Origin of the sequence: Pseudomonas putida, assembly GCF_030159595.1 — a bacterium.
Taxonomy (GTDB): Bacteria; Pseudomonadota; Gammaproteobacteria; order Pseudomonadales; family Pseudomonadaceae; genus Aquipseudomonas; species Aquipseudomonas putida_AC.
Window position 1 is genome coordinate 182,277 of record NZ_BSKJ01000003.1, and the last position, 25,347, is coordinate 207,623.

The window sequence follows — 25,347 nt, forward strand, 5'->3', positions numbered from 1 at the left end:
GCAAAGGTCATGGCTGACGGCGAGCGCGCACGCAGGCGTGCCCGGCTAAAGTCAGGCGAAATGAAGTACGGCTGCGGGGAAGGGGGTGGGGGAGGCGCGGGGGTTGAGGGCGGGGCGTTGATAGCGCGGCGGTGGTTGCGCCCAGCTGCGCACGACGATGGGCGAGGTGGCCACGGCTTGCGCTGGGGTGAATGACCAGCCGCCGCTGCTGAGTGGTACGGCCAGGCCGAACGAGGAGCACACCGGGCAGTCCAGCTGGGCCATGTGCTGGTCACCGCCAGCGCCATCGAGGTCGATGGCCACGCCGTGTTCGCTGTTCACCGAGCAGAAGCCACCTTCCAGCCCGGCCAGGCGCAGCCCGCCCATCTGGCCATGGTGCAGGCCGCACAGCAACAGGCTGAACAGGACGCTGGCGTAGAGCGTCCAGGCCGTCAGCGTGCGAGTGTGCCGGGTGGTTTTCATGGCGGCGAATCTACCATCCGGATGAACGGTCGGGTAGTGCTTTTGCTACAAGATTTCGGGACTGCAAAGCAGGCCCTCCGGCTCTGTCAGGCCGCCCGCTCCAGCATATCCAGCAAGTCGACAAACTCCAGCGCCAGTTTGTGCCGTGGCGCCAGGTGCACCAACGGCACCGACGCCTGATGCGACTCACGCATCTTGATCGAACTGCTGAGGTACACAGGTAGCACGGGCAGGCCTTCGCTGCGCAGTTGGTCGACCAGGGTTTGGTGCAGGGCGGTGCGCCCGGCGAACTGGTTGACCACCACACCCTCCACCTTCAGTGCCGGGTTATGGTCCTGACGCAGTTCTTCGACCTCGGCCATGACACAGTGCAAGGCCTGTCGTGAAAAGCTGTCGCAGTCGAACGGGATCAGCAGGCGTTCGGCCGCCACCAGCGCACTGAAGGTGAAGAAATTGAGCGCCGGCGGGGTGTCGATGTAGATCCGCTCGTAATCCTCGCCAAGCTCTACCAGCAGCTTGCGCAGCTTGTTGATCTTGAACTTGCTCTCCAGCTTGCTTTGCAGGTCGCTGAGGTCGGGGCTGGCAGTTACCAGGTGCAGGTTGCTGTAGCGGGTTTCAGTGATTGCCACGCGGTGCTTCTTGCCAGCGGCAGTGACCGGTGACAAGGTCTGGCGAAAGAAGTCGGCAATGCCGGCAGGAATGGCGTCATTGACCAGGCCGGTCAGGTAGTAGGTGGCATTGGCCTGCGGGTCGAGGTCGACCAGCAATGTCTGGTAGCCTTCGGCGGCACTGGCAGCCGCGAGGTTGCAGGCGATGCTGGATTTGCCGACGCCACCTTTCTGATTGAAAACCACACGACGCATGAGACGCTCATCCATGAAATGAAAATGTCAGGTTGGGGTCAATCCTATGACTGAAACACGACAGTTTTATGACAGACATTGTTACAACTGCACGTTTCATCTTTGCCTGTGCCGCGGATCAGGCTATGACCACCCGATTGCGCCCCTCCTGCTTGGCCCGGTAAAGCGCCCGGTCAGCTTCGCTCAGTGTTTCCGCAGGCTCACTGCCTACCTCGCCATCGCAGCGCGCCACCCCCAGTGAAATGGTCACCGCCCCCACAGGCTCCAGTGGCGTGTCCTGCACCGTCACCCGCAACCGCTCGGCCACCACCGCCGCCACCTCCAGGCTGGCCCCTGGCAGCAGCATCAGGAACTCTTCACCGCCGGTGCGGCACAGCAGGTCGCCCTCGCGGCAACAACGGCGCATCAGTTCCGCCAGCTGGCGCAGCACCTGGTCGCCGACCTCGTGCCCATGGCTGTCATTGACCCGCTTGAAATGGTCGATGTCCAGCGCGATGGCCGCAAATGCCCGCCCTTCGGCCTCCAGCAACGACAGGCTGAGCTCCAGGCTGCGGCGGTTGCCCAGGCCGGTCAGCGGGTCGGTCTGGGCGTCACGGTCAAGCCTGCCGATGCGCTCTTGCAGCAGGTTCAGCCCGAAGAGCAGTGCCCGCTTGAGCTCGGCCGCTTCGAAGTACCAGGCTGGCACCCGGTGCAAGCGTTCGGCGGTACCGGCACGGTCCATCGAACGGGCGCCGGCGGCCAGTTGCCAGAGTGGCCGGGCAATGGTCAGGGCCAGCCACCACAGCAGCAGGCTGCCCAGCAGCGCCAGGGGCGCCGAAGTGCCGACAACGCTCAGTACCAGGTGGCTCAGAGGCGTTACCGTCTGCGCCAATGGCTGTTGCGCGACCACGCCCCAGCCGGCACTGGGTATGGTGGCGAACCCGGCCAGCATTTCTACGCCCAGGCTGTTGGTCAGTTGCCGAGTACCGCTGTCCAGTGTCGCCAATTGGTCGACCAGCGCGTTGCCCTCCACCACTGTGCCTACCCGCTCGCTGTTGGGGTGGTACAGCAGGCGGCGGTTGCGGTCGACCACATACAGGTACGAACCGTCCTTGTAGAAGTGCTCGCCCAACAGGCTGTTGAGGATGTTGCGTTCTCGCAGGTACAGGCTGCCACCCACATACCCGAGGTAGCGGCCATTGCTGTCGAAAATGGGGTGCGACAATGTCACCACCAGGTTGTTGGCCGCCGACAGGTAGGGTGTGGAAACCAGTGGGCGACGTTCGTGCAGTGCTTCCTGTGCACCGGGCGACTGCATGCGGGTGCCGACCAGGTGGCGTAGCGGGGCGGGAGAAATCGCCAGCAGCACGCCATTGGCATCGATCACGAACGTGGAGTTGAAGGCCATGCTCTGGCCCAGCACACGGTCGGTCTCCACCTGCAGTGCTGCTGCGTTGTTCAACTGGCGGCCCTGTATGCCGGCGCTGAATGAAAGCTGCTGCAAGGTGCTGCCGATGAAGGTCTCGGTGATGGTTGCCAGCTTCGTCGCATACACCCGGTTGGCTTCCAGGGCGTGGTCGATCAGCAGCTGGCGTTGTACCTGGTAGCTGGCGAAATAGCTGGCACACAGCATGACCAGGGCAGTAAGGGCGCAGAGCACCAGAATGAGTGTACGTAGATCCAGGCGCAATCCGTGCTTGGCGTGTGGCAATCCTGACCTCGGGTTTGAATAATAGCTAAGAAACGGGAACAACCTTACACGCTAGAGCGTGGAGGGGAACGGCGTTCAGGAACCTGCCCTGTCCAGCGCATTCAGCTCGTCCTCCACCTGTTGCATGCGCCGCTCGACCAGCGCTTGCACCTTCACATCGCGGGCGGTTTCACGCATCAGGGCGGTGAGCTTTTCGCTCAGGCGCCTGCCGGCGTCGGTGTCTTCCAGCGCGCGGGCCTTGGCCGGGTCCTGGGTGGCTTCGACAAGGGTGGCGAACTCGGCATCGCTGAAGTTTTTTTCGCTGTACAGCCGGAACAGGTCCTGGTGCTGGTCCTCGACGGTCAGGTATTTGCGCAGTACGTCCTGGATGGTGGCTTGCGACAGCCGCGGGTGAGTGCGGCCGAGCAGCGTGGCCATGCGCTCGATATTGTGCGTGTAGGCGTCCTGCAGCGGTAGCTGGGCGAGGATCTGCTCTTCACGCGTAGGCTTCTGGTCACAGGCGGTGAGGGCGGCAGTCAGCAGCAGGGGCAACAGCAACTTCTGGAGGCGGGGCATGGCGTTGTCTGGTCGGGCAGTGAAGACTGCCGATTATACCGATGTCCGCATGGCCACGACGAGCCCCGTGATTTGCCTTGATCGGCACGCTGGTGTAGAAACCCTGTCCTCCAACCCTTGCCAACAGCCCCATGCCGAACTGGACCCTGCAACCTGTAGCGCGTGTCGCTATTGCCGAAGTCGTGGCGTTTGTCGAAAGCGCTCGCCGCGAGCTGTTCCCGATGCTGGTCGCGGTGCCATTGCCGCATGACCTTGCGCATTTTGCCGAAACCTACCTGGACGGCGCGGGGTGCTTTCTCGAAGCCCGCGATGACGGTCGGCTGGTCGCTGTGATCGGCTATGTGCCCTATGACCATCGCTTTGCCCAGCTTGACTATCGCGCTGAGCGGGTAGTGGAAGTGGTACGCCTGTTCGTGCTGCCGGCCTACCGCAGGGAGGGGCTGGCCGGTGCGTTGTTCAGCGCATTGCGCGAGCAAGCGGCGCAGGCCGGTATCGACTGCCTGTACCTGCATACGCATCCGTTTCTCCCCGGTGCGATTGCGTTCTGGGAGCGGCAAGGGTTTGCGGTGGTGGACGTGGAGCAAGACCCGGTCTGGCAGACCACGCACATGCAGCTGCGGCTGGGCTGATTTGTGGGAAAGCGCCTACAACGGACGTTTCGGCGTGATCGACGCGTTCATTTTCAGGGCGGCCCGGCTTGCTTACCTTCCCTCCTGTATGGCTTTTTCACTGCACCCGAGGGAGACTCACGATGCCGCACATGGCCCTGTACAAACTTAAACTGCTGGACGAGTTCGAGGACCGCAGAGACTTGTGGACCTTCGGCGATTTCGAGAACAGGTTGATGGATTTGTGGCGTGGCGCGACGCGGCATGATGCCAAAGGCATCATCAATGCGGCGCACAAGGAACGGCGCTGGCCGAGGGCGGTGAAGCGCTACCTGCTGACCAATTACCGGGCATTTGGCAATGTCAGTTCGGAACTGCAGCAGACGTTTGCCGAAGTGGTGGCGATGATGAGTGAACCGGAAAGGGTGGAGTGGGGGTTGCTGCCTGCAGGCAGCTCGGTTGCCTGAAAGTCACTGGGGCCGCTATGCGGCCCCCATCCAGGCAACACCGTACCTCAGAAACTACCCGAAAGTGGCCATTCCACCGCCAAGCGAATTTGGTCCCCGTCCAGCTCCGCCTGCGCCGTATTTCCCCGGTGCGCATTGTGTCTCACCGAGAATGTCGTCCCCTTGGCCTTGCCACTCTGCACCACATACCGCGCCTCCAGGTCGCGTTCCCAATGCTTGCCGCCCTTGCCATACCCCAGGTACGCATACCCGCCATTGGGGTCGACATGCGTGCCGTCGATATCAAACCCGCGCACATACAACGCCGTCAGGTTCAGCCCTGGCACCCCATAGGCCCCCATGTTCAGGTCATAGCGTGCCTGCCATGACTTTTCGTTCGGTGCGTTGAAGTCCGACATCTGCACCGCGTTGGCAATGAAGATCGCGCCCCGCGTCACATAGTCGAAGGGCGTGTTGCCGTCCACTTGTTGCCAGCCCAGGCTGAAACCGTGCGGCCCTTGGTTGTAACGCGAGACCAGGCTCCAGGTAGTATTGTCGATACGCCCGGACAGCGCCTTGCCGGTGTCGGTGGTGCGGTACAGGTTGAGGTCCAGGCTGACGCTGCGGCGGTTATCCAGCGCATGGCTGAAGGTACTGCCCAGGTAATGCTGGTTCCAGCTGTCCTCGTAGCGCGAGAGGTACAGGCTGCCGCTTAAGGCGGCGCCCGGGTTCCAGACCACGCCGGCCAGGTCGAAGCTGTTGCCCTGCTTGCTGTTGGAGTAGTTCACCACAAACCCCTGGTCGTGGCTTGAGGCATTGCGGTCGGTGCTTTCGTTGAAGTGCCCGGCCACCAGCTTGAGCGTGTCGAATTCGTTGCTGGTGAGGAAGAAGCCTGTGGCGGTCTCGGGCAGCAGGCGGCTGTCGGAGGAGCTGAACACTGGGGTTTTGACCCGTTGCTCACCGTAGGACAACACGGTATTGGACATGCGCAACTTCAACGCCGCACCGGCACGGCTGTATTCGTTTTTCGGGTGCCCGTCGTTGTCGACCCCCAGCAAGCGCGCCTTGCCCGCACGGCCGCCGCCACTGTCAAGTTGTACGCCCAGATACGCGTGGGCATCGACCCCGACACCGATCAAGCCTTGGCTGAAGCCGGACTGGAAGGTGCCCATCAAACCGTAGGCCCATTCTTCGGCTATACCGTTACGTTCGCTGCGCGGCTTGTAGGCATTGCGCGCTGCGCTGTTACGCCCACCGTGCTTGTAATCGCGTTGGTCGAATACGCTACGGTTGAGCAGGCTCCAACTGCTGTCTTCGAGAAGGCCACGACTTTGCGCCTGCGCAGAATCGGCCAAGGCGCACGGCGCAAGCCCCAGCCCCAGCAGTGGCAGGGCCAGCCAGAAGCGACTCATTGGCCGGCCTCTAGTTTCTGCAGCTGGGTTGCAAAGCGGGCCTTGGCCCTTGGCGGCAAGCTGGGGGGCAGTTCGGCTGCTGCCGCGTCACCCACCTGGATGACCATCACCATGCCCATCGCCAGGTGCGGAATGCACTGGATGCCGTACACGCCCGGCACGCTGAAGGTCTGTTCGAACGGCTGGTTCAGCTTGCTCTTGAAGGGCTCGGCCCCGGCGGGCAGCAGGCCTGTCACGCTGGCCGCATTGTGCCCGCTCTGGGTTGGCAGGAAGCGGACGGTGTCGCCGGGTGCAATGCGCAAGTGGTCCGGCTCGTACACCATCGCACCCTCGTTGCCACGGTTGAGCATTTTCACTTCATGCACTTCGGCCAGCGCGGCCGGGGCAAGCAGGGTGCTGGCAAGCAGCAGGGCGACAGGGCGCAACGGCATGGGGAGAACTTCCTGGTTCAAGGGGCGCGAAAGCGCAGGATGCGCGCGCCGTCGAAGGGGTCGGTGAGGTAATGGGCGTGGACGCCAAAGGTATTCAGCAGGCGCTCGGGGGTGAGCACTTCAAGGGGTTTGCCCAAGGCGATCAGGTGGCCTTTGTCGAGCACTGCCACACGGTCGCAGGTGAGCGCTTGGTTGAGGTCGTGCAGCGCTACCAGCGTGGTGACCGGCAGGGCTTGAACCTGTTGCAGCAGGCTTAGCTGGTGCTGGATATCCAGGTGGTTGGTCGGTTCGTCCAGCAACAGCACCTGCGGTCGCTGCGCCAAGGCGCGGGCGATATGGACGCGCTGGCGTTCGCCACCCGACAGCGAACCCCACAGGCGCGTGCGCAGGTGCAGGGCATCGAGGTCAGTCAGGGCCTGCTCGACGATGGCGCGGTCTTCTTGGGAGAACGGTGCCAGTGCTGATAGCCAAGGTGTACGGCCCAAGGCCACGGCATCGAACACACGGATTGCATCGAGGGTGTCGGCCTGTTGCTCGACCAGTGCCAGGGCCTGCGCAACACGGCGGCGGGGCAGCTGTGCCAGTGGTTCACCCAGCAGGTGCACGCTGCCGCTGGCCGGCTTGCGCAGCCCGGCCAGCAACTTGAGCAGTGAGGACTTGCCTGAGCCGTTGGGACCGACGATGCCCAGCGTTTCGCCCGCGACAACGCTCAGCTCGATACTGCTGAGCACGGTATTGCCGGCCAGTTGCAGCCCCAGGCCCCGGCAACTCAAGGGCGGAATCTGTACGGCGGTCATGACCGTCATGAGCGCCCCCGGCGGCTGACCAGGATCAGCGCGAAGACCGGTGCGCCGATCAGCGCGGTGACCACGCCCACAGGGATCACCTGGCCCACAATCAAGGTGCGCGAAAGCACGTCGGCGGCAATCAGGAACAGCGCGCCGCCCAGTGCGCTGGCGGGCAACAGGCGGCTGTGCCCGGGGCCGAGCAGCAGGCGCAGGGCATGGGGAATCACCAGCCCGACAAAACCGATGGCGCCGACGATGGACACCATCACGGCCGTCACCAGTGCCGCGCAGCTGATCAGCAGTAGCTGGGTGCGCCGCACCGGGATGCCCAACGATGCAGCCGAATCGGCGCCGAAGGTAAAGGCATCTAGCGCGCGGCGGTGCAACAGGCACACCACCAGGCCGAACAGCGCCACCGGCACGGCCAGCCACACCGACGGCCAACGCACCCCGCTGAGGTTGCCCATCAGCCAGAACAGGATGCCGCGAGCCTGTTCGGCAGTGGCCGACTTGGTGATAAGAAAGGCGGTAAGCGCATTGAACAGTTGCGAGCCGGCGATGCCAGCGAGGATGACCTGGGCGTTGTTGCTGCTGGGGCCGGCCGCGCGGGCCAATACCAGCACCAGGGCGAATGCGGCCAGCGCACCGATGAATGCCCCGGCGGACATGCTCAATGCCAGGCTACCCAGCCCCAGCAGGCCGACCAGTACGGCGCCGGTCGAGGCGCCCGCAGACAGCCCCAGCAGATAAGGCTCGGCCAGTGGGTTGCGCAGCAACGCCTGGAGGATCACGCCACATGTCGCCAAGCCGGCACCGCAAGCAGCGGCGACCAGGGTGCGGGTAAGGCGGTAGTTCCAGACGATGCCGGCGTCGATCGGGTCCACCGGGTAGCCGGCCTGCCACAGGTGGTTGGCCAGCACCTGGCCAACCACACTGGGTGAGAGGTTGGTTTCGCCAATGGCAGTGCCGGCCAGCAAGGCGGCCAGCAGAGCTGCAAGGGCGACCGCGATGCACGGTAACAGGCGAATCATCACTGGGCCGCTTTACCGCTGGCAAAGGCTGCAGACAACGTCTGCAGGCCGCTGAACAGGCGGATGCCGGCCTGCATGGCGTCGGCATCGAGGATGATGATGCGGTCGTGCTTCACCGCGTCCATGTTGCGGGTTACCGGGTCGTTACGCAGGAATTCGAGCTTTTTCTGGTAGTCGTCGGCAGGGAAGCGGCGACGGTCCATGCGGGCAATGATCAGCCAGGTGGGGTTGGCCTTGGCCAAGGTTTCCCAGCCTACGGTAGGCCATTCCTCCGTGGACTCGACCACGTTGCGCACGCCCAGGGTGCGCAGCATGAAGTCGGCGACGCCCTGGCGGCCGGCCACATACGGGTCGATGTCGAGGTCGGCGCTGGAGAACCAGAACAGTGCCGAGGTGGCGGACAGGTCCTTGCCCGCCAGTTGTGCCTTGGCACTGTCCAGGCGGCCTTTGAGCTCGGCATTCAGGGCAGTGCCGTGGTCTTGCACATCGAAGATCTCAGCCAGCTGGCTGACGCTCTTGTAGATGCTGCCTACCTGGAACGCTTGCAGGCGAGTACCGTCGGCGCCGACCAGGTTGTCCTTGCCTTCGCAGTCCGAAGGCAGCAGGTAGGTGGGTATCTTCAGTTCGTCGAACTGTTCGCGGGTGCCGACCACGCCCTGTGCGCCGACCATCCATTCGAACTGTACCGCGACCAGTTGCGGGCGCTTGCCCACTACGGCCTCGAAGCTGGGGTCGTTGTCGGCCAGGCGCGGCACCTTGTCGTTCTGCGCCTTGTATTCGGGCAGCACGTTGTTGAACCACAACGAGGTGCCAGACAGTTTGTCACCCAGGCCCAGTGCATAGAGCATTTCGGTGCCGGCCTGTCCGATGGTGACGGCGCGTTGTGGCGCCTGGGCGAACGTCTGCGGCTTGCCGCAATTCTCGATCGTAAGCGGGTAGTGGGTGGCGGCGGCCTGGGCCAGGCCAGTGAGGCCGAGGCCGGCGAGCAGGGTGACGAAACGGGGCAGCATGCTGGGCGATCTCCTATCGGACAGTTCGGGTGAGGAACGCACGGACAGGCATCGCCGAGCCCCCGCCGCTGGCAGGGACAACACTGATGGCCAATCCCGGACACCCCGCCGGTTGGTATAAGTAGGCCGGCAGGTCTCCTGACTGGTGCGTCATGGCCCGGCTCCAGCCTTCCCGGGCAATTACGCCCAGTGGCATCGATGGAGCAGGCTCGGCACCTACAGTTGCGGGGGCAGTTCCGTTTGGCCCGTGTTGGCGGGCCTGGGATTCCCTATTAATTCCGTGGTGGAAACCGGCGGCCCGCATGGTAGACCATCATGCCGCCGGGTGAAAACGCTTTTCAGAAGTACTTCAGCCAGGTGATGTCGCGGCGTCGCGCTTTCAGGCGGGCGAACCCGCGCACCGGCAGGTACAGCGAAACGGCCAGCAGGATGGCGCTCAGCCACACTGCCGCGATGCCATCGAAACCGAAATAGTCGCCATGGTTGAGGCCGAACAGCGCCACGCTGGCCAGGTACAGCAGCTTCAGCACATACAGGTGCAGCAGGTAGAAGAACATTGGTGCTGCGCCAAACACCGCCAGCACGTTGATCCAACGGGCCTGGCCGGCGCGTTCGAAGGCGCGCAGCAACAGCAGGCCGCAGCCCAGGGTCAGGGCCAGGAACAGCAGTGACGGCGGGTATTTGGTGATGTTGAAGAAGCTCATCACGGTTTGCGTAAAGGTTGGGTAGCCACTCCATGGCGCCTCGCCATAGCCGTTGAATATGCGCAACACCACAAAGCCCAGCAACGCGACCAGCCCGGCCAGCAGCAGGCGGTGTTGACGTTGGCCGGCCTCGCTGCCCCGGGCGAACCAGGGGCCAAGGCCGTAGCCCAGGGCGATGACGCCGATCCACGGCAGCACCGGGTAGGACGTGCGCAGGCGCAGGCTCTCGGAAAACGCCAGCCAGCCGCGGTCATGCAAGATCGCCCATGGCACATGCATTGCCGATTCCACGCCAAAGTGCAGGCCGTCGAGCAGGTTGTGGCCGGCGACGATGATTGCGCCCAGGGTTAGCAGGGCGGCGCGTGGCAGCCATACCAGCAGCGACAGGGCGATCATGCTGACGCCGATGGCCCAGATGACCTGCAGGTAGATCACGCTGGGCGGCAGCTGGAAGGTCCAGGCGAAGTTGACCAGGGTGAACTCCAGCGCCACCAGAAACAGCCCGCGTTTGAACAGGAACGCCGACACATCGCCACGGCCCTGATGCTTTTCGCCGTACAGCCAGGCTGAAAGGCCGGTCAGCAAGACGAATACCGGCGCGCACAGGTGGGCCAACGTGCGGCTGATGAAGAGCGAAGGCTCGGTGGTGTCGATGGCCATCGGGTCGCTAACCTGACGGTGCAGGAAGAAGGTTTCGCGGACGTGATCCAGGAGCATGAACAGGATCACCAGGCCGCGCAGGGCGTCGATGCTCTGCAGGCGCTGGGTGAGCAGGGTGGGGGTGGCGCTGGCGCTTGTCATGGAGGGTCGCTGATAGGAATGAATGTCATGTGAAACGTTATCTTATAACTAATTGATTGTCGGTTGGTAGAGGTTTTTGTGTTACCTGTGCGGGCCTCTTCGCGGGTAAACCCGCTCCCACAGGTACAGCACAGCTCTCAGGGGCAGTGATATCCCTGTGGGAGCGGGTTTACCCGCGAAGAGGCCCGCACAGGCAATTCACATCAGAAGCTGTAATCCACCGTCGCAAAATAAGACCGTGGCATCCCCATCAACCACTGCTGCCCACTGAACGCCGACTGCACATACTCACGGTCGAACAGGTTGTTCAACTGCAACCCCAGCCGCACATCCGGCAGCACCTGCCAGGCGACGTTGGCATCGACCACGGTGTACCCAGGCGCGCTCTGGGTATTGGCAGTATTGGCAAAGCGCTCATCCACATAACGCGCACCAATGCCGGCCTCCACCTGCTGCCCGAAGCCTTTGCTCAGCCACAGGTTGGCGGTACGCCGTGGCACATTGGCCGGCCGATTGCCCGCACGGTCCTGCGCTGTGCCGCCGACCACTTCGTCGAAGTCATCATACTTGGCGCGCACCAGCGAAGCGTTCGCCGACACCTGCCACTGATGCGCCAGCGCCAGCTCCAGGGTCGCCTCCAGCCCGTCGGAAGTCTGCTGGCCAGCCTGTTGTTTCTCGTGGGTGATCGGGTCGTCCACCAGCAGCTTCTTCTTGACGATGTGGTAGGCCGCCAACGTCCATTCGCCGCGACCGTCCCAGAAGCGTTGCTTCAGGCCCACCTCGGTCTGCTTCGCTTCGGTCAGGTCATAGTGCATCTGGGTCGGGCTGAGGCTGATGAGGTTGTTCACCCCGTCCTCGCTGGTGGAGTACTGGCCGTACAGCGACAGGTCGTCGGTAAACGCATACACCAGGCCGACGCGCCAGTTGCCACCTTGCAGGCTGTGGTCGCTGCGGCTGCCATCGACCAGGTTGTCGCGGTCGATGTGGTTCTGGTCGCGGCGCACGCCCGTGACCAACGACAGCCGATCGCTCAGCTGCAGGCGGTTCTCGACGAACAAGGCGAAGGTGTGGGTGGTGGACAAGGTTTGCGGGCGCAGGGGCGAGGCGCTGTGGAACCACCCAGGCTGCGGCTGCCACGCGTCGATGTAGTCGCCGCCCACATCGTTGTAGGGGGCATTGCTGTCGACGTTGAAGCGCACCTTGTTGTATTCGGTGCCGACCACGGTCTTGCTGGCCAGGCCGAACAGGGTGTGGTCAACGGTGAAGGTCTGGCGGTCGCCGAACTGCTCCTGGTTGTGCTTGATCTCCAGGTAGCTGCCGCGTTGCAACTGCTGGCGTTCGGCGTCCCAACTGTAGTCTTCGGCGTTGCGCCAGTGGCGGCGGCTCTTGATGTAGTACAGCTGGTTGCTGGCGCTGATGTGGTCGTTCAGTGTCCAGTCGGTAGTCAACCGGGTCCATTCATCGACGTAGTGCTGCACGTCGTTCTGCACGTTGTAGTTTTTTTTGCGCAGGCTGCTGCGGTAGTGGCCATCGATCAGTGGCGTGCCGTAGTAGTTGGCTGGTTCCGCATCGCCACGGTCGTGGGCGAGGGTGAAACTGAGGTCGTCGCTGGCATCGAAACGCAGCGCGGCGCTCAGGGCCAGGCTGCGCGAAGGGGTGCGGTCGACCCAGCCGTTGCCCCCTTGCTGGTTCAGGGTCAGGCGGTAGCTCAGGCGGTCGCTGAGGCTGCCACCGCTGTCCAGGCCGAGTTGCTGGCGGTCCCACGAACCGTAACCCAGGCGCAGGTGGTTACGCACTTCGCCGGCAAACGGCTTTTTCGGGATCACGTTGACCACCGCACCGGTGGCGCCTTCGCCATGCAGCACCGAAGCCGGGCCGCGAATTACGTCGATGCGCTCGACCATCCACGGGTCCACGGGGAAGGTCTGGGTGCCGGCGCCGGTGTACAGACGTGCGCCGTCGAACAGGGTCATCACCGAGCTGTGCCCGGCAAAGCCGCGAGCAGAAAGGCCGGTGCCGCCGTCGCCTGGGGAACCGACGAAAGTAATGCCTGGTGAGCGGGTCACGGCGTCCTGCACAGTGAGGTTGTTGCGCTGCTGAATCTGCTTGGCGCTGATGCTGCTGGTGCTGGCTGGTGTTTCCAGGGCGCTCAGGCCTAGGCGCGAACCGGCCTGTGTCGGCGTGGCCAGGTCGATGCCATGGCTGTCGAGGGTGTCGGTGATGGCCGTGGAGGGCAAGGCCAGAGGCTGTTGACCACGGTCATCGGCCAGGGCTGGCAGGGCGACGGCCAGGCAGGCCGCCAAGGGGTGAAGCTTGAACATACGGGACATGTCGTTCCACTGCTGCAGGAATGAATGGATCCCGGTGGAAAACACGCAAAGGCGCACCGTGCAGGCAGGCGCGCGCACGGATACCGGCCTGCGCCCGCCCACCGCGGGTTGCCAAGTGAAGCTTCAGGCCGGTCTCCGGGCTTGCGAGGGGCATGAAACCTTCACCTTCCCATGCTCATGCACAGTGGTATGTCGAAGGGTTCGCTCGCTTACCGTTGCGGGGGCAGCGCCGGACTTGTCGTGGGCAACACGACGCACCGGCTTCCCGTTTCACCCTGCGCGCGGCGGCACAGGGCACCTGAAACTGGCGCGCATCTGACCACTGAAATGCGGGTGCGTCAAATGCGCGGTGTGGGTGAGGGCGCGGTTGGCAGATCAGCGCCCGCGCCGGCGCGACACCCGTGCCTCGATATTCTTGCGCCCGATCAGCAGCGGCGGCTTCTCCACCACCGGCTCGTCCGCCAGCCATTTGTACATCACCAGGCAGTCCACCAGCCCCAGGCGGGCATGGCGATAGGCCTTGGGCAAGCGGCCAACGGTTTCGAAGCCCAGCTTGTGCCACAGCGCCACGGCCACTTCATTGCTGGCCACCACCGAGTTGAACTGCAGGGCCAGAAAGCCCTCTTGGCGTGCCAGTTTCTGCGAGTGCTCGCACATCAGGCGCGCCACGCCACGGCCGCGCGCCTGTTCGCAGACCATGTAGCCGCAATTGCCCACATGCGCGCCAGGCCCGGCAGCATTGGCCTTCAGGTAATACGAACCCAGCAGCTCGCCATCATCTTCGGCCAGCAGCGTGTGCAGGGGCAGCTCCAGCCACAACTGGCGGGCTTGTTCGAAGCTCAGGGCTGGTTCGAAGGCATAGGTTTCACGGGCCTGGACAATGGCCTGGAAGGTGGGCCAGAAGCGATCGAAATCGTCGGGCGTCATGGGGCGAATGTGGATCATGCGGGTTCCTGCGCGGGCTAAGCCGCCCAGTCTGGGTGGCGCGGCGCCGACGCGCAAGGGCGGCGGCGCCGTTTGTGCTCAGCCGTTGGCCTTGCCGACGGCATCCATGGCCCGCGCCGAGTAGACCAGCGCGGCACCGGCATTCATCGCCACGGCCACGCCCAGCGCCTCTGCAATTTCCTCGCGGCTGGCGCCATGCTTGACCGCCTGCTGCGAATGCACGGCGATGCAGCCATCGCAGCGGGTGGTCACGGCCACCGCCAGAGAGATCAGTTCGCGGGTCTTGGCGTCCAGGTGGTTGGTCTTGGCCCCCGCACCACTGGCGGTCATGTAGCCGGCCACGGTGTCGGGGGAGAGTTGCTTGAGATCGCCGATGCCGGCCATCAACTGCTTACGGTAGGCGTCCCAGTCCATCATGCTCATCGTCTTCACCTTGGGGTGGTTGCGAGTGGAGCTTTCAGGCTAGTCGAAGTGTGGCAAGTGTGAGGCTTGTACTTTGGTGGGTGTTTACTGGGTTTTTTGTGGGAGCGGGCTTGTCCCGCAAAGGAGGCCACGCGGTGCATGGCACCGGCTTTGCCGGTGTTCGCGGGACAAGCCCGCTCCCACATCGGTCAGATGTAGATGAACACCAGCACCAATGCCGCGACCACTGCCCACTTCTCCAGGTAGTAGCGCATGCGGTTGCGCTTTTTCAGCGCCTTGCCGCGCTCACGGATCTTGTAGATGCGCGTGAACAGCCGGTTGATTCCACCCGTCTTGTCGCCAGCACCGTTGGGCGCGGCGGCGGCGGCCATGACGTTACGGCTGAACCAGCGGTTGAATGCGGTTGCCCAGCGGTACTTGAGCGGGCGCTCGACGTCACAGAACAGGATGATGCGGTTGTGTTCGGTCGTATTGGCCGCGTAATGGATGTAGGTTTCGTCGAAGATCACCCCCTCACCATCGCGCCACGAGTACTTCTCGCCGTCCACGTCGATGTAGCAACCGTCGTCGTTTGGCGTATCCAGGCCCAGGTGATAGCGGTAAGAGCCGGCATACGGGTCACGGTGGCGTACCAGCTTGGCGCCCGGCGGCAGGGTGGCGAACATGGCGGCCTTGACCGTGCCGATGCCTTGCAGCAGCTCGGTGGTACGTGGGCACAGGGCCATCGCCGATGGGTGGCTTTCGCCATACCACTTCAGGTAAAAGCGCTTCCAGCCGGTTTTGAAGAACGAGTTGAAACCGACGTCATCGTAATTTTCGGACTTTTTGATTTCGCCCACATGCAGCAACTGGCGGCCCTCTTCACGGATTTCCTGCCAGTGGTCTTGCAGCGGCTTCAGTTCGGGAAAAGCCTCGACCGGCAGGTAAGGCTTGGCCGGGAGCTTGGAAAACAGGTACAGGAAGCTGTTGACCGGGGCCAGGAAACTGGAGTGGTCGCCCAGCTGGCGAGTCAGCTTGTGACGAACCCGACCGCGCAGGTGAACATAGGCGATCGAGAGGACGAAAATAAGTACGAGTGCAATTTTCATGGACGTTTACTTGTCGAAAAATGGCCATGCGCCATGGCATAAGCCAGCCAGCATAAACAATCATGGGGGCAGTTTGTACTTATTGTTACGAAACGACGGGGCGACATTGGTGGAATGCCCTACAGTCTTGCGCAAACGTTTCATGTCCGGGAGTTTGTATGGTTCAGGATGCACGCCCCAGCGGTAGCCCCTTCAAACGGCTGTTTTTTGCCATGCCGGTCACCGATGTACAGCGTCGTGCCTTGGCCCAGTGGCGCCGGAGTTTGAACCTGCGCAGCGGCAAACCGGTGCCGGCGGCCAACTTCCATGTCACGTTGCTGTTTCTTGGCGATGTGGATACCGCGCAGGTGCCTGCGATCTGTGCGGCGGTCGATCAACTGGCGCTACCGGCTGCGGCGCCACGGCTGTTGCTCGACCGCTTGCAGGTGTGGCAACGGGCCAGCGCTTTGGTGCTGGAGGCACAGCAAACACCGCCGGCTCTGTTGCAACTGGTGTACGGGTTGCAGCAGGCGTTGCTGCCGCTGGGGGTGGAGGCAGCCAGCCGTGAGTATCGCCCGCACTTGACGCTGTCCAGGGATTTTCGCGGCCAGCCACCCGAGGCCAGCAGCGCGCCGGAGTTCTACCTCACGGCACGCCACTTCACGCTATACGAGTCGCGCAAGGGCGCTTACTGGCCCTTGGCGCAGTGGCCGCTGGCGGACTGACCCGGAGTCAGAGTTCCGGGGTGTACTTGACCGTCAGCATGAAGTTGCGCGGCTCGCCGTAGTTGTTGCTGCCATTGAGCTGGTTGAAACCTGCAACCCAGTACTTCTTGTCGAACAGGTTGTTGGCGTTGACGGCAAGGTTCACTTCCGGGGTCAGCTGGTAGGCCAGGCGTGCACTCCACACGGTATAGCCAGGCACGGTGTAGGTGCTCTCGTAGCCCAAGGTGTGGCTCTGGGTGGTGAAGCCAAGGCCGGTGCTCCAACGCTGCCCGTCAAGCGGCAGGGTGTAATCGGCCCATGCGCGCAGCATGTGCTTGGGTGTCCACTGGCTGAACGTGCGGCCTTTGTTTTCAGGGTCTTCGAGGAACTTGGTGGTGTTATAGGTGTAGCCTGCGAACAGTTGCAGGCCACTGAGTACTTCGCCGCTGATCTCGGCCTCTACACCCTGGCTGCGCACCTTGCCCGAGGCGGTGGAGCAGTACCCGTCAGCGCAGGCGAAACCCGCAGCCACATCGGTGATGGCGCGGTTTTCCTGATCGTAACGGAACAGCGCGAGCGAGGCGTTGACCCGGCCGTCAAGCAGTTCGCCCTTCAGGCCTGTTTCATAGTTACTGCCGATCACCGGCTTGAGCGGCGTATTGCCAACGGCGAGCTCTGTTTGTGGTACGAACACGTCGGTGTAGCTGGCGTACCAGGCCCATTCGCGGGTCAGGTCGTAGACAAAGCCTGCGTACGGGGTGACTTCACCTGTTTCAGTCATACGGCTGGTTCGGTTGGCCTGGCCTGGATTCAGTCCACGGTATGTGGTGCTTGCGTAGCTGTAGTCGAACCAGCTGACGCGGGCCCCGAGAATCAGCGTCAACCGGTCGGTCGGTTTGACTCGCCAGGCGCCGTACAGGCCCTTCTGGCGAATATCATAGCCACTGCTTTCGTGGCGCCCGAAGGGAGCAGCAAGCAGGCTGTCACGGCTAGGCTCGGGGCGGTCGTGGTCGATGTCGAAGATGCTGTCATTGCCACCAAAGGTGCGCCAGTAACCATCATCGCTGGTGAGCTTGGAATAGTTGCCGCCAACGGTCACTTCATGGGCCACGGAGCCGGTGTCGAAGTGGCCGACCACGTTCGTGTCCAGGCCCAGCTTGGTGGAGTGGAAGTCGGTGATCCAGTCTGCATACTCAAGGCCGCTGCCGTCAGGCTCCAGGCCTTCACCAACGGTCTGGGTGCGTTGGTGGGTCGACGTATTGGTCTCGTCCATACGCACGGCCGCGGCCTTGAAGGCCCAGTCGTCGTTGAAGCGGTGCTCCAGGTCCAGATAATAAGTGGTGACGTCGGTTTCGGCACGGTTCCAGCGAGCACCGGAGTAAGTCGAGCGCGGTATGTCGACCGGCTTGCCCGTGGCGTATCGTGGGAGGCCGCGCAGCATCGGTCGCGACTGTTGACGGTTGTAGCTGATACCGCCGCCCACTGTGGTCGCATCGTTCAGGTCGATGTCCAGCGCACCGTACAGCGAATGGCTTTTGCTCCAGACATAATCGATGAAGCTGTCGCTCTGGTCTTCGTCAGCGACAAGCCGACCGCGCACCCGGCCATCGGTGGTCAGCGGCCCGCCGGCATCCAGCTGAAGGCCATAATGGTCCCAGGAACCGGCTTTACCTGTCAGCGTGACAGTCGGCGCGGTTTGTCCGCGCTTGCGTACCAGGTTGATCGCGCCGCCAGGGCTACCGGTGCCCTGCAGCAGACCTGAAGCGCCGCGCAAGATCTCCACGCGGTCGAAGAACACCAGGTCCTGGGTTGCCCAGTTGCCCAGCGAATAATTGTTTCGCGGAATCGGCACACCGTCGTATTGCCAGTCATCAATCTGGAAACCACGCGAGGTCACGACCACGCCAGGGCCAATGCCCTGTGCGCCGACAATGCCCGTGGTGTGGTTGAGTGCGTCCTGCAAGTCGGTGATGCCCTGGTCATCGAGTTGCTTGCGCGTGATGACGGTAACCGACTGGGGAATCTCTTTGAGCGTGTGCATACCTTTGCCCAGGGTTACCGCGCGGGCGGCATAGGAGCCTGTACCTTCGCTGGTTGCATCCACATAGTTGTCGGTGATGCTGGTGCTGCCCAGCTCCATCACATCGTTGCCCAAGCTGGCGGGGGCCACACTGAAATGCCCTTCACCGGATACCCGCAACTGCAAGCCGCTACCGACCAGCGCGGCTTGCATGGCTTGTTCGGCACTCATCCGGCCGACCACTGCAGGCGCCTGCCTGCCGCGCACCAGTTCAGGCTCCAGCGCAATGATGTGGCCGCTCTGGCTGGCGATGCGGTTGAGCGTGTGAGCCAGGCTGGCGGCTGGCAGGTCGAACATCTGGCTTTGCGCTTGGGCGAGCACGTTGAAGCTGGCCAGGGCAGCGACCAGAGGCAGGGCGCGGGGCAAGGGGTTGTACACGGATTACTCCCGAATGAAGTGGCTGTCAGGAGGTATGTGGGACGAGCAAAAAAAACTTGCCACGATTGCGAATGATTTTTAGAAATATTTTTATCAAGCGCTTTTCAGGTCGATCAACATCAACCACGGGCCGTAATGCTCCACGCTGATTGGCAGGGCCTCGGCCAATGCCTTCAACGCTTGCAGTGGCTGATCCAGAGGGAATACGCCTTGTACCCGCAGATCGCGTGCCGCGGGGGAGAGCCGGATGTAGCCGCGCTGGTAGGGACGCAGCGCGTCGACAACCACATGAAGAGGCTGGTCGAGGACCTCCAGGCGGCCCTCCAGCCAGGCCGCCCGTTGCTGTTGTTCGCCCGCCAGCCGCTCGATGGAATTATTGCGTAGCAGCGCCGCCTGCCCTTGTTGCAGATCGGTCCATTGCCCATCGGCCAAGCTGGCGCGGACGCTGTGTTGCAGCACCACGACTCGGGTGGCGTCCTCTTCCTGGCTGACCAGAAAACGCGTCCCTAACGCCTGCACTTGCCCTTGCGCGGTTCGCACCCGCAGGGGGCGCAGCGGATCGCGCGCAACCTGGATCAACAACTCGCCGTGGCGCAGCAGCAGAAGCCGTTGCCTGGCATCGAACTGCACGTCGACCGCACTGGCGCTGTTCAGGCTCAGGCGGCTGCCGTCGGCCAAGGTAAAACTACGTCGCTCACCACTGGCTGTATGCAAGTCGGCCAGCCACCCTTGGGTAGTGTCGCTGCGCCATCCTCCCCACAATGCCGTACCGAACAGCCCGATGCTTGCCATGGCGCCGAGTACGTCACGCCGTGTGCGAGTGGGCTGCATCAACAAACGACGCGCCTCTGCGGCTTGGCCAGGGGCCCGTTGATCCAGTGCGTGCAGCGCGGCCAGTGGATGGCCAAGGCGTTGCTCCAGGCGGCTCCAGGCTTGTTGGTGAGCGGAGGCCTGCTGCAGCCACAGACTGAACCTTTGCAGTTGCGCTTCGTCAGGCGTGGCGGCCCTGAGCTCGACCATCCAGTCGATGGCTTGCTCGCTGACGGGGTCGAGGGCTGGCCGGCTCATGCCTGCACCTCGCACAGGTAACATTGGCGCAGCGCCTGTTTCATGTAGCGGCTGACAGAGCGTTCGCTGATCTGCAGTTTTGCGGCGATGTCGGCGTAGTGCATGCCGTCGAGCTGGCTATACAGGAAGGTGGCTTTGACGACTGCCGGCAGGCCGTCCAGTGCCTGGTCGATGGCCACCAGGGCCTCGACCAGCAGCAGTTGCTCCTCGACCGATGGGGCTACAGCCTCCGGCAGCCGCGCCAAGTGCTCCAGGTAGGCGTGTTCGAGCTGGCGACGGCGATGGCGGTCGAAGATCAGCCGGCGGGCGATGATGGTGAGGTAGGCGCGAGGTTGCTGAATGCTGTCTGGGTCGACACGCGCGCCGAGCATCTGGCAGAACGTTTCGGCGGCAGTGTCCTCGGCATCGGCGTGGTTACGCAGGCGTTTCTGGATGTGCTGGAGCAACCAGCGATGGTGGTCGCTGAAGAAAAAGCCCAGTTTACGGGTCGATGAGCTGTCCAACGCCTGGCATCCGCATGTGAGTGTGAATCGTTCTCAATGGTAGCCGGGTCGTTCGTCGTCTCGCAATGGGGCAGCGCACAGAACCGAGAGTGCCGCTATCTGGGAATGTTCTGCTACACCGGCAAGCTCTGATACGGCAGTTCATCCCCCGGGCTACGCTCGAACTGGCGCTTGTACTCGCGGCTGAACTGCGATGTGCTCTGGTAGCCCACCCGGTGAGCAGCCTGCGCCACCCCCAAGCCTTCGCCAACGAGCATCTGCTGCGCCTTTAGCAGTCGCAAGCGCTTGAGGTACTGCATCGGCGCCATGTCGGTGCAGCGCTTGAAGTGCTCATGAAAGGTCGAGACGCTCATGTTGGCGCGTGCGGCCAGTGCTTCCACGCTCAGCGGTTCGGTGTAGTGCTCGCGCAAGTGGGCGAGGGCGGCGCCGATGCGGGCGAAGTGCCCCTGTTGCTCCACCAGTGCCCGCAACACCCCGGCCTGTGGGCCGCGCAAGGCGGTGTACAGCACCTCGCGTATTCGCGCCGGGCCCAGCACTTTGGCATCCATCGGGTCCTGCAGGCAGTGCAGCAGCCGCTCCACACTGTCGCGCATCGGCGCATCCAGCGCTGCCGAAGTCATGGATTGCGGGGTTTGTGCCTGTACTGCAGCGTCCGGTGCCAGGTCCATGCTCTGCACCAGTTCACCCAGCACGCCACGGTCGATGTCTACCGCCACGCCCAGCAAGGGCGCTTCACGCGTAGCGAAGGTTTCACACATGAACGGTACCGACAACGCCTGCACAAGGTAATGCCCAGCGCCATATTCCAGGGTACGCGGCCCCAGGCGCGCCAGCTTGCTGCCCTGGGCCAGGATCATCAGGCTTGGCTCGTAGATCTGAGGGCTGCTGGCCACATAGTGGTCCCAGCTCAGCACTTGCACCTGGGGCAGGTGCGTGGGTACGAAGCCAGGGCGCGTGGCGAGGCTGCGGATCAGCGCGCAGAGCGGCGCGTTGGCGTCGACGTGGCGGGTCAGGTGCATGATGAACCAGGGGGCAGAGAATTGGACAGCCTAATCATCGCAGATTGAAGGTTTGGCGCCAGATGCTGGCTGGCATCTCCGGAGAATCAGGCATGCATGCCGGAGAATCAGCCGTGTGCGAGGCAGCAAACGGCGCGCAAAATGCGCCGCCTGAATCGTTTCACTTTACTGCGAGGCCCTGCATGTATACCGCCATCGGTTACGCCGCCCAAACCCCCACCAGCCCCCTGGCCCCTGTCACCTTCGAGCGCCGCAGCCCACGCCCAGACGATGTCGCCATCGAAATCCTCTACTGCGGCGTGTGCCACTCCGACATCCACCAGGCGCGCAACGAATGGGGCATTGCCGTGTACCCGCTGATGCCCGGCCACGAAATCATCGGCCGCGTCACGGCGGTGGGCGGCCAGGTGACTGCGCACAAGGTCGGCGACCTGGTGGGTGTCGGCTGCATGGTCGACTCGTGCCGCCACTGTGAAGCCTGCGCCAAGGACCTGGAGCAATATTGCCTGGAAGGCCCGACCATGACCTACGCCACCCCGGACCGGGTCGACGGCAGCAACACCATGGGCGGTTACTCCAGCAGCATCGTGGTCAGCGAGCACTTCGTGGTGCGCATTCCGGCCGGCATGGACTTGCCCAGCGCGGCGCCTATCCTGTGCGCCGGCATCACCACCTATTCGCCGCTCAAGCACCACGGCGTCGGCCCGGGCCACAAAATCGGCATTCTTGGCATGGGTGGCCTGGGCCACATGGGCATCAAGCTGGCCAAGGCCCTGGGGGCCGAGGTGACCCTGTTCACCCGCTCTCAGGCCAAGGCCGAGGAAGCCCGCCGTCAAGGTGCCGACCATGTGATCGTGTCCACCGATGCCGAGCAGATGCGCGCCGCTGCCGGCCGGTTCGATTTCCTGCTGGACACCATTCCGGTGCAGCACGACCTCAACCCGTACCTTGAAACGCTGAAGTTCGACGGTGTGCACATTCTGGTCGGCCTGATCGAACCGATTGACCCGGCGGTGCACGCGGCCAACCTGGTGATGAAGCGCCGGGTGCTGGCGGGGTCGCTGATCGGGGGCATTGCCGAGACTCAGGAAGTGCTGGACTTCTGTGCCGAGCACAACATCCGTTGCGATATCGAGATGCTGGATATCCGCAATATCAACCAAGCGTATGAGCGGATGATTGCCGGTGATGTGAAGTACCGGTTCGTGATCGACATGGCCACGCTTCAAGGCTGATTGTGCGATTGCCTGTACCGGCCTCTTCGCGGGTACAGGCAACAAAGAGGCTGAATCTGTTACCAGACCATCGCCTTGTCCAACCCCTTCCAGAACAACCACCGCCGCACCTCGCCATGCGCCCCGGTGCCGATCTGCCATTCAGGCCGTCCGTTCTCCAGCGCAATCACCGAAACAATCCCCGCATGGCTCGCCGCCACCAGCGTGCGTCCATCGGCGCTGATATCCAACGCACTGATGGTCGATCCCAGGTAATGCTGCCAATGCTCGGAGCCATCCTCGCCGAACGCCCGCAGGTAGCCATAGGCATCCCCCACAATGTACTCGCCATCGCGCGCCACCCCCGCATATACCCTGGCGCCATCCTGCACCAGCGGGGTACGCGGATCCTGGCTGTAGTAATCGGTATCCAGCCCAGGCAAGTCCGCCACCCGTACTGCCAGCGTGGCACCGCTATAGAAATGGCAGGCATTGACGATCAACTGGTCCCCCGCGCGGTTGAACAACGCAAAGTGCGGGTACTCGCTGCCTGGGCCGATTTCGGCAACCGGCCTGAGCTGGGCGTCCAGCACCTGGTGGCGGGTGCCTTGTTCGCCCACCACGATCAGCCGGCCATCTGCCGACACCGCGCCATGTTCCATGCTCAGCCCCAGGCTGATGTCGTCCGGTTCGGTGCCTTCGGCCAGCTCATCGAGCACCCGCGTTTGCTGCGGCAGCAGGCGAGTCGCACCTTGAGTGCTCAGCACGAAGATCCCTTCGGCGCTCACCAGCAGCACGCGCTGGCCATCGGGGAAGGGAATCAGCGTGGTCGGCGTGGGCGGCAGGTCGAACGGTTCGAACGGGTACCCTGACGGCAAACCCTCCAGCCCGGTGGGCCAGGCCAGACGCTGCACATGCGGGCCGCCCCAGCCGTCGGTCACCCGCACGCCTTCGGCGTTGGCCAAGGCGAAGTAGCGCCGGGCCGGGCAGCGGCCGAAGTGCTCGACGCCGATGACCGGGGTCACCCCATGTCGGTCGATACGCACCACTTGGCCCTTTTCATAAGGCATGCCGATGCGGGCCAGCAGGCTGCCATCGTCCAGTAGCAGGACGTTGCTTACACCTTGGCCGTGGTCGTCAAGCAGCGGTATCAAGGGGTGATGCGCAGGTGGCCAGGCCTCGCGGAAGGCCTGGCGTTGCAGTTCGTCGACGTCAGGGCGATTGGCTGCTTGCAAAGCGAGCAGCCAGGCGTCGAGCAGGTGTCTGGTGGCTGGCACCTGCGGCTCTTCAAGGTTGTCCCAGCCTTGCGAGCGGCCCTGCGCGACGTAGTCGTTGACGGCCTGGGCATAGGCGGTCACCGCCTGCTGCCACTGTTGCTGGGGGGGCTGCTTGTCCATGAGCGGATCGGGCTCCTTGTTGCACACGCGTTTCACACAAAACGCGCATGGTACTCCTTCTGCCTGCCACGCGGTTGTGAGGCTCCGGCTTGACGCGTACCATGCCGGGCATTCCTATCAATAACAAAGCGTGCGTCGGCGCCCCTGCAAGCGGGTGGCTGGCGTGCGACCTGTTGCCTTGTCTGCGGAGAAGCGGTTTGCACCCATGAACGGACCCATACCCACCCATCAGCCACCCACGGCGGGCAGCGGCAGCTGGCTGAGCGTCATCGCCCTGGCCCTGGCAGCCTTCATCTTCAACACCACCGAGTTCGTCCCGGTGGCGCTGCTGAGTGACATTGGCCGCAGCTTCGACATGAGCACCGCCCAGGTCGGCCTGATGCTGACCATCTATGCGTGGGTGGTGGCATTGGCCTCGCTGCCGATGATGCTGCTGACCCGTAACGTCGAACGGCGGCGCTTGTTACTGTTCGTGTTCCTGGTATTCATTGTCAGCCACTTGTTGTCGTGGCTGTCGCAGAGCTTTGCCATGTTGCTGGTCAGCCGTATCGGTATTGCCTTGGCGCATGCAGTGTTCTGGGCCATCACCGCCTCGCTGGCGGTGCGCGTGGCACCACCGGGCCAGCAGGCCAAGGCGTTGGGCCTGCTGGCCACCGGCACCACCCTGGCGATGGTGCTGGGCATTCCGCTGGGCCGTGTGGTGGGCGAGGCGCTGGGTTGGCGCATCACCTTCCTGAGCATTGCCGGGGTGGCGTTGGCTACCATGCTGTGCCTGATGAAATCGCTGCCGCTGCTGCCCAGCCAGAACTCGGGTTCGTTGCGCAGCTTGCCGATTCTGTTCAAACGCCCGGCACTGGTCATTACCTATGTGCTGGTGACGCTGGTGATTACCGCTCAGTTCACCGCATACAGTTACATCGAGCCGTTCGCCCTGCATGTGGCGCAGATCGGTGGTGAGCGCACTACGTTGCTGCTGTTGCTGTTCGGTGGCGCTGGGGTATTCGGCTCGTTGCTGTTCAGCCGCTACAGCGACCGCTTCCCCCATGGCTTCCTGGTGGGGTCGATCGGCCTGTTGGCGGCGTGCCTGCTGCTGTTGCTGCCACTGTCAGGCAACTTCTATGCGTTCGCGGTACTGAGCATGTTCTGGGGTGTGGCGATTCTCAGCTTCAGCCTGTCGTTGCAGTCGAAGACGTTGAAGCTGGCGTCGGATGCCACCGATGTGGCCATGGCGCTGTTCTCGGGCATCTATAACATCGGTATTGGTGGTGGTGCGCTGCTGGGCAGTATCGTCAGCAGCCAGAGGGACGTGGCGGATATCGGCCTTGTGGGCGGCAGTGTGGCGGTAATCGGGCTGGTACTGGCCGTTGCCAGCACCCGGCGGTTCCGCGAGGCGCTGGCACACTGACCCGAGTCTGGCG

The 25,347-nt window shown here is 63.3% G+C and carries 24 protein-coding genes and 2 riboswitches; of the genes, 5 read left to right on the forward strand and 19 right to left on the reverse strand.

Translation table 11 applies throughout. The features are described 5' to 3' along the window. Window positions 1-51: 51 nt before the first annotated feature. The 4 genes from QQL85_RS08170 to QQL85_RS08185 form a co-directional block, all read right to left on the reverse strand. Entirely contained in the window at window positions 52-462 is a 411-nt protein-coding gene (locus QQL85_RS08170; RefSeq protein WP_284355959.1) for a DUF2946 family protein, read from the reverse strand. Between the two features lie 86 nt (window positions 463-548). Beyond that, window positions 549-1,325, reverse strand: coding sequence for a ParA family protein (locus tag QQL85_RS08175; RefSeq protein ID WP_284355960.1), 777 nt, complete (start codon window positions 1,323-1,325; stop codon window positions 549-551). 118 nt (window positions 1,326-1,443) lie between these two features. Next, entirely contained in the window at window positions 1,444-3,015 is a 1,572-nt protein-coding gene (locus tag QQL85_RS08180; protein WP_284355961.1) for a sensor domain-containing diguanylate cyclase, read from the reverse strand. A gap of 75 nt (window positions 3,016-3,090) precedes the next feature. Then, window positions 3,091-3,570, reverse strand: coding sequence for a hypothetical protein (locus tag QQL85_RS08185; protein ID WP_284355962.1), 480 nt, complete (start codon window positions 3,568-3,570; stop codon window positions 3,091-3,093). A gap of 131 nt (window positions 3,571-3,701) precedes the next feature. On the opposite strand from QQL85_RS08185, the gene QQL85_RS08190 reads away from it, so the two are divergent. Both QQL85_RS08190 and QQL85_RS08195 read left to right on the forward strand, forming a co-directional pair. Continuing rightward, complete coding sequence (locus tag QQL85_RS08190; RefSeq protein ID WP_284355963.1) at window positions 3,702-4,199, forward strand: GNAT family N-acetyltransferase; 498 nt, start codon at window positions 3,702-3,704, stop codon at window positions 4,197-4,199. A gap of 122 nt (window positions 4,200-4,321) precedes the next feature. Beyond that, window positions 4,322-4,645, forward strand: a complete 324-nt coding sequence (locus QQL85_RS08195) for a hypothetical protein (RefSeq protein WP_349816504.1) — start codon at window positions 4,322-4,324, stop codon at window positions 4,643-4,645. A gap of 47 nt (window positions 4,646-4,692) precedes the next feature. On the opposite strand, the gene QQL85_RS08200 is transcribed toward QQL85_RS08195, so the two are convergent. From QQL85_RS08200 to lpxO, 10 genes are all read right to left on the reverse strand, one after another. After that, window positions 4,693-6,036, reverse strand: a complete 1,344-nt coding sequence (locus QQL85_RS08200) for an OprD family porin (protein WP_284355965.1) — start codon at window positions 6,034-6,036, stop codon at window positions 4,693-4,695. Then, a complete protein-coding gene (locus QQL85_RS08205) occupies window positions 6,033-6,467 on the reverse strand; it encodes a pseudoazurin (protein ID WP_284355966.1) in 435 nt (144 codons plus the stop codon). Before QQL85_RS08205 ends, QQL85_RS08200 begins: the two co-directional genes overlap by 4 nt. A gap of 17 nt (window positions 6,468-6,484) precedes the next feature. Next, entirely contained in the window at window positions 6,485-7,273 is a 789-nt protein-coding gene (locus tag QQL85_RS08210) for an ABC transporter ATP-binding protein (RefSeq protein ID WP_284355967.1), read from the reverse strand. Then, complete coding sequence (locus QQL85_RS08215) at window positions 7,270-8,286, reverse strand: FecCD family ABC transporter permease (protein WP_284355968.1); 1,017 nt, start codon at window positions 8,284-8,286, stop codon at window positions 7,270-7,272. Before QQL85_RS08215 ends, QQL85_RS08210 begins: the two co-directional genes overlap by 4 nt. Continuing rightward, window positions 8,286-9,296, reverse strand: coding sequence for an ABC transporter substrate-binding protein (locus tag QQL85_RS08220; protein WP_284355969.1), 1,011 nt, complete (start codon window positions 9,294-9,296; stop codon window positions 8,286-8,288). The genes QQL85_RS08215 and QQL85_RS08220 overlap by 1 nt, the downstream gene beginning before the upstream one ends. A gap of 111 nt (window positions 9,297-9,407) precedes the next feature. Next, window positions 9,408-9,606, reverse strand: a riboswitch (cobalamin riboswitch). A 28-nt stretch (window positions 9,607-9,634) separates the two neighbouring features. After that, complete coding sequence (locus QQL85_RS08225) at window positions 9,635-10,801, reverse strand: DUF1624 domain-containing protein (protein WP_284355970.1); 1,167 nt, start codon at window positions 10,799-10,801, stop codon at window positions 9,635-9,637. A 203-nt stretch (window positions 10,802-11,004) separates the two neighbouring features. After that, window positions 11,005-13,131 (reverse strand): TonB-dependent receptor, encoded by a 2,127-nt coding sequence (locus QQL85_RS08230; RefSeq protein WP_284355971.1) that lies wholly within the window; start codon window positions 13,129-13,131, stop codon window positions 11,005-11,007. A gap of 109 nt (window positions 13,132-13,240) precedes the next feature. After that, a riboswitch (cobalamin riboswitch) is annotated at window positions 13,241-13,448 on the reverse strand. Between the two features lie 58 nt (window positions 13,449-13,506). Then, the gene (locus QQL85_RS08235; protein ID WP_284355972.1) at window positions 13,507-14,076 is read right to left on the reverse strand and encodes a GNAT family N-acetyltransferase; all 570 of its coding nucleotides are present in this window, start codon (window positions 14,074-14,076) and stop codon (window positions 13,507-13,509) included. A gap of 78 nt (window positions 14,077-14,154) precedes the next feature. Then, window positions 14,155-14,499 (reverse strand): carboxymuconolactone decarboxylase family protein, encoded by a 345-nt coding sequence (locus tag QQL85_RS08240; protein WP_013973174.1) that lies wholly within the window; start codon window positions 14,497-14,499, stop codon window positions 14,155-14,157. 188 nt (window positions 14,500-14,687) lie between these two features. Continuing rightward, window positions 14,688-15,587 (reverse strand): lipid A hydroxylase LpxO, encoded by a 900-nt coding sequence (lpxO, locus tag QQL85_RS08245; protein WP_284355973.1) that lies wholly within the window; start codon window positions 15,585-15,587, stop codon window positions 14,688-14,690. A 158-nt stretch (window positions 15,588-15,745) separates the two neighbouring features. Here lpxO and thpR point away from each other — a divergent pair, with 158 nt between their 5' ends. Further along, window positions 15,746-16,291 (forward strand): RNA 2',3'-cyclic phosphodiesterase, encoded by a 546-nt coding sequence (thpR, locus tag QQL85_RS08250; protein ID WP_284355974.1) that lies wholly within the window; start codon window positions 15,746-15,748, stop codon window positions 16,289-16,291. 7 nt (window positions 16,292-16,298) lie between these two features. Here the strand turns inward: thpR and QQL85_RS08255 are convergent, their stop codons facing one another. From QQL85_RS08255 to QQL85_RS08270, 4 genes are all read right to left on the reverse strand, one after another. Further along, window positions 16,299-18,728, reverse strand: a complete 2,430-nt coding sequence (locus tag QQL85_RS08255; protein ID WP_284355975.1) for a TonB-dependent siderophore receptor — start codon at window positions 18,726-18,728, stop codon at window positions 16,299-16,301. Between the two features lie 93 nt (window positions 18,729-18,821). Beyond that, entirely contained in the window at window positions 18,822-19,796 is a 975-nt protein-coding gene (locus tag QQL85_RS08260) for a FecR domain-containing protein (protein WP_284355976.1), read from the reverse strand. Then, window positions 19,793-20,299, reverse strand: a complete 507-nt coding sequence (locus QQL85_RS08265; protein WP_019098436.1) for a sigma-70 family RNA polymerase sigma factor — start codon at window positions 20,297-20,299, stop codon at window positions 19,793-19,795. Before QQL85_RS08265 ends, QQL85_RS08260 begins: the two co-directional genes overlap by 4 nt. 113 nt (window positions 20,300-20,412) lie before the next feature. After that, window positions 20,413-21,318 carry an AraC family transcriptional regulator gene (locus tag QQL85_RS08270; protein WP_284355977.1) on the reverse strand — a complete coding sequence of 302 codons (906 nt, stop codon included), beginning with the start codon at window positions 21,316-21,318 and terminating at the stop codon, window positions 20,413-20,415. A gap of 182 nt (window positions 21,319-21,500) precedes the next feature. On the opposite strand from QQL85_RS08270, the gene calA reads away from it, so the two are divergent. After that, window positions 21,501-22,553, forward strand: a complete 1,053-nt coding sequence (calA, locus tag QQL85_RS08275) for a vanillin reductase (protein WP_016714652.1) — start codon at window positions 21,501-21,503, stop codon at window positions 22,551-22,553. A gap of 59 nt (window positions 22,554-22,612) precedes the next feature. Here calA and QQL85_RS08280 read toward each other — a convergent pair whose 3' ends face one another. Beyond that, window positions 22,613-23,929: a hypothetical protein gene (locus tag QQL85_RS08280; protein WP_284355978.1), complete on the reverse strand. Its 1,317-nt coding sequence runs from the start codon at window positions 23,927-23,929 to the stop codon at window positions 22,613-22,615. A gap of 205 nt (window positions 23,930-24,134) precedes the next feature. Here QQL85_RS08280 and QQL85_RS08285 point away from each other — a divergent pair, with 205 nt between their 5' ends. Next, a complete protein-coding gene (locus QQL85_RS08285) occupies window positions 24,135-25,334 on the forward strand; it encodes a sugar transporter (protein WP_284355979.1) in 1,200 nt (399 codons plus the stop codon). The last annotated feature ends 13 nt before the right edge of the window (window positions 25,335-25,347 follow it).

Coding starts and splice junctions, on each gene's coding strand:
- QQL85_RS08170 (WP_284355959.1), bottom strand. CDS start 462: ATGAAAACCACCCGGCACACTCGCACGCTGACGGCCTGGACGCTCTAC.
- QQL85_RS08175 (WP_284355960.1), bottom strand. CDS start 1,325: ATGCGTCGTGTGGTTTTCAATCAGAAAGGTGGCGTCGGCAAATCCAGC.
- QQL85_RS08185 (WP_284355962.1), bottom strand. CDS start 3,570: ATGCCCCGCCTCCAGAAGTTGCTGTTGCCCCTGCTGCTGACTGCCGCC.
- QQL85_RS08190 (WP_284355963.1), top strand. CDS start 3,702: ATGCCGAACTGGACCCTGCAACCTGTAGCGCGTGTCGCTATTGCCGAA.
- QQL85_RS08195 (WP_349816504.1), top strand. CDS start 4,322: ATGCCGCACATGGCCCTGTACAAACTTAAACTGCTGGACGAGTTCGAG.
- QQL85_RS08200 (WP_284355965.1), bottom strand. CDS start 6,036: ATGAGTCGCTTCTGGCTGGCCCTGCCACTGCTGGGGCTGGGGCTTGCG.
- QQL85_RS08205 (WP_284355966.1), bottom strand. CDS start 6,467: ATGCCGTTGCGCCCTGTCGCCCTGCTGCTTGCCAGCACCCTGCTTGCC.
- QQL85_RS08210 (WP_284355967.1), bottom strand. CDS start 7,273: ATGACGGTCATGACCGCCGTACAGATTCCGCCCTTGAGTTGCCGGGGC.
- QQL85_RS08215 (WP_284355968.1), bottom strand. CDS start 8,286: ATGATTCGCCTGTTACCGTGCATCGCGGTCGCCCTTGCAGCTCTGCTG.
- QQL85_RS08220 (WP_284355969.1), bottom strand. CDS start 9,296: ATGCTGCCCCGTTTCGTCACCCTGCTCGCCGGCCTCGGCCTCACTGGC.
- QQL85_RS08225 (WP_284355970.1), bottom strand. CDS start 10,801: ATGACAAGCGCCAGCGCCACCCCCACCCTGCTCACCCAGCGCCTGCAG.
- QQL85_RS08230 (WP_284355971.1), bottom strand. CDS start 13,131: ATGTCCCGTATGTTCAAGCTTCACCCCTTGGCGGCCTGCCTGGCCGTC.
- QQL85_RS08235 (WP_284355972.1), bottom strand. CDS start 14,076: ATGATCCACATTCGCCCCATGACGCCCGACGATTTCGATCGCTTCTGG.
- QQL85_RS08240 (WP_013973174.1), bottom strand. CDS start 14,499: ATGAGCATGATGGACTGGGACGCCTACCGTAAGCAGTTGATGGCCGGC.
- lpxO (WP_284355973.1), bottom strand. CDS start 15,587: ATGAAAATTGCACTCGTACTTATTTTCGTCCTCTCGATCGCCTATGTT.
- thpR (WP_284355974.1), top strand. CDS start 15,746: ATGGTTCAGGATGCACGCCCCAGCGGTAGCCCCTTCAAACGGCTGTTT.
- QQL85_RS08260 (WP_284355976.1), bottom strand. CDS start 19,796: ATGAGCCGGCCAGCCCTCGACCCCGTCAGCGAGCAAGCCATCGACTGG.
- QQL85_RS08270 (WP_284355977.1), bottom strand. CDS start 21,318: ATGCACCTGACCCGCCACGTCGACGCCAACGCGCCGCTCTGCGCGCTG.
- calA (WP_016714652.1), top strand. CDS start 21,501: ATGTATACCGCCATCGGTTACGCCGCCCAAACCCCCACCAGCCCCCTG.
- QQL85_RS08280 (WP_284355978.1), bottom strand. CDS start 23,929: ATGGACAAGCAGCCCCCCCAGCAACAGTGGCAGCAGGCGGTGACCGCC.
- QQL85_RS08285 (WP_284355979.1), top strand. CDS start 24,135: ATGAACGGACCCATACCCACCCATCAGCCACCCACGGCGGGCAGCGGC.